The organism is Mesorhizobium sp. M7A.F.Ca.ET.027.03.2.1 (assembly GCF_003999175.1).
GTDB lineage: Bacteria > Pseudomonadota > Alphaproteobacteria > Rhizobiales > Rhizobiaceae > Mesorhizobium.
This window is the reverse complement of the sequence record NZ_RZOM01000889.1, coordinates 1-2,606: the sequence shown is the minus strand read 5'-3', so window position 1 is coordinate 2,606 and position 2,606 is coordinate 1. Positions and strand designations below refer to the sequence as shown.

The 2,606-nt window shown below is 64.5% G+C and carries 2 protein-coding genes and 1 pseudogene; 2 read left to right on the top strand and 1 reads right to left on the bottom strand.

The annotated features are described in order from the left end of the window. A pseudogene (locus tag EN750_RS41025) lies at positions 1-154 on the bottom strand (EamA/RhaT family transporter); the annotation flags it as partial. A 104-nt stretch (positions 155-258) separates the two neighbouring features. Here EN750_RS41025 and EN750_RS28505 point away from each other — a divergent pair. Together EN750_RS28505 and EN750_RS28500 are read left to right on the top strand one after the other, a co-directional pair. Beyond that, entirely contained in the window at positions 259-1,668 is a 1,410-nt protein-coding gene (locus tag EN750_RS28505) for a PLP-dependent aminotransferase family protein (protein WP_127398743.1), read from the top strand. 212 nt (positions 1,669-1,880) lie between these two features. Beyond that, positions 1,881-2,606 (top strand): Bcr/CflA family efflux MFS transporter (locus EN750_RS28500; protein ID WP_127398741.1); only part of this gene is annotated, 726 nt, incomplete at its 3' end.

Below are 2,606 nucleotides of genomic sequence, written 5' to 3'. Positions count from 1 at the left end.
GTGCCAGGCCAAGCAGTCCGGCAATCGCCGCCCGGGCCGAGGTCAGGAATGTCGGATCGAAATCCTTCACCGCCACGCGCGTTGCCGGCAGCGAGCCGCTGAAGATCAACACGCCGATGAATCCATTCATCCAGCCGCTCGCGGTCTTGTCCATCGTATGCTCCGTTTGTCGGCTCCGTATCGCGCGGAGCCGGTGGTATCGCCAGAGACAATGCGGTACAATTATGCAAAACTGTCATGCTTAGCCGAGCAGTACGGATGGACAAACAGACCACAGGAAGCGAGAGCAGCGGAACGCTGGTCGAAGGTGTCATGGCGACGATCCGCCAGCGGATCGCGGCGCGCAGCCTGACGCCGGGAGCGCAATTGCCGTCGATCCGCGCCTTTGCCAAGTCCATGCGAGTGTCCAAATCCACCGTGGTCGAAGCCTATGAGCGGCTCGCCGCCGAAGGCGTGATCCGCTCGCGGCCGGGCTCGGGTTTCTATGCCGCCGGCTCGCTGGCGCCGCTGTCGCTGGCCGAAATCGGCCCCCGCCTCGACCGCGCGGTCGATCCACTCTGGATCTCACGCCAGTCCCTGGAGGCCGGCGACGACATGCTGAAACCCGGCTGCGGCTGGCTGCCGGCCTCGTGGATGCCGCAGGCAGGTCTGCGCCGGGCACTGCGCACGGTAGCGCGTGCCGACGATGTCGCACTGGCCGATTACGGCACGCCGCTCGGCCTGCCGCCGCTGCGGCAATTGCTGGCGCGGCGTATGGCCGGGCACGGCATCGAGGCCTCTCCCGAGCAGATCATGCTGACGGAATCAGGCACGCAGGCCATCGACCTGTTGTGCCGGTTCCTGATCGAGCCCGGCGACACCGTGCTGGTCGACGACCCCTGCTACTTCAACTTCCATGCTTTGTTGCGCGCCCACCGGGCCAAGGTCGTCAGCGTTCCCTACACGCCGTCGGGGCCGGACATCGATCTGTTCGCGCAGGCGCTGGCCGAGCATCGGCCGCGCCTCTACATCACCAATTCCGCCATCCACAACCCGACCGGCGCGGTGCTGTCGCCAGTCACCGCCCATCGGCTGCTCAAGCTCGCCGACCAGTCGGATCTGACCATCGTCGAAGACGACATCTTCGCCGATTTCGAACATGCGCCCGCCCCCAGGCTGGCGGCGTTCGATGGCCTGAGCCGCGTCGTCCACATCGGCAGCTTCTCCAAGACGCTGTCGGCGTCGGTTCGCTGCGGCTTCATCGCAGCCCCCCGCGGCTGGATCGAGCCCCTGACCGACCTGAAGATCGCCACCACCTTCGGCGGCGGCCGGCTTGCGGCCGAACTGGTGCTGACCCTGCTGAAGGACGGCAGCTACCGTAAGCACATGGATTTGCTGCGCGCACGGCTTGCGCGCGCCATGGGCGAGACGGGCGCCCGCCTGAAGGCGATCGGCATCACACCTTGGATCGACCAGCCGGCCGGCCTGTTCCTGTGGTGTAGCCTGCCGGATGGCGTCGATGCGGCTGAAGTGGCCCGCCGCGCGCTGGCCGACAACATCGTGCTGGCGCCCGGCAACGCATTCAGCCTGTCTGGAACGGCCAGCCGCTTCCTGCGCTTCAACGTCGCCCAATGCACGGACGAGCGGATTTTCAGGGTGATCGAGGCAGCGATGGCGCGACCAAGCTGATCCTGTTGCCTGGACAACCTCCGGCTGCTAAGGGACGGATCTGCGCGTCGAGAGAATATCCGCGCGATCCGGGATAGCGACTATGGGAACCAGCAAGTCAGCAGACAAGTAGGCCGCAACAGCATTTCGTTGTTGCGGCGGCCCGTCATTTCCCATCTTCATGCGAACGGCAGATCGCCGCCAAATGTAGCCATTTGAGCGGATGTTCAATCATGCCTTGTCCAAAAAACCCGACATGGACCACTTCCCTGCCAGCAGCCATGGTGCTGATGGCGCCCTTCGACATCCTGGCCTCGCTGGCCATGGATATCTACCTCCCGATCGTCCCGGCAATGCCGGGAATCCTCAAGACATCGCCCGATGTCATCCAACTGACGCTGAGCCTCTACATGATCTGTCTTGGGCTCGGCCAAATCGTCTTCGGCCCGATTTCCGACAGGATCGGCAGGCGTCCGGTGCTGATCGGCGGCGCGCTTTTGTTTGCAGGCGCTTCCGCCCTGCTCGCCTGCACCTCGCTGGCCATGGTGTTCGTCGCCTTGCGGGTCGTGCAGGCCATCGGTGCATCCGCCGTTCTCGTTGCGACCTTTGCAACGGTTCGCGACGTCTATGCGCAGAGGCCTGAAAGTGCCGTCATCTACGGCCTGTTCAGTTCGATGCTGGCCTTCGTGCCGGCGTTAGGGCCGATTGCCGGTGCGTTGATCGCCGACAATCTCGGCTGGCGCGCGATCTTCCTGGCGCTCGGCGGTCTGGCGGTAGCCGCCACCCTCAATGCATGGCCGAGATGGCATGAAACACGACCCACCAATGGCAACGACAGGCGAATGGCGTTTCGTCCCATTCTCTCCAGCTTCGCCTTCTGGGCGTATACGCTCGGCTTCAGTGCCGCCATGGGCGCCTTCTTCGTGTTCTTTTCGACGGCGCCGCGGGTGATCATGGAC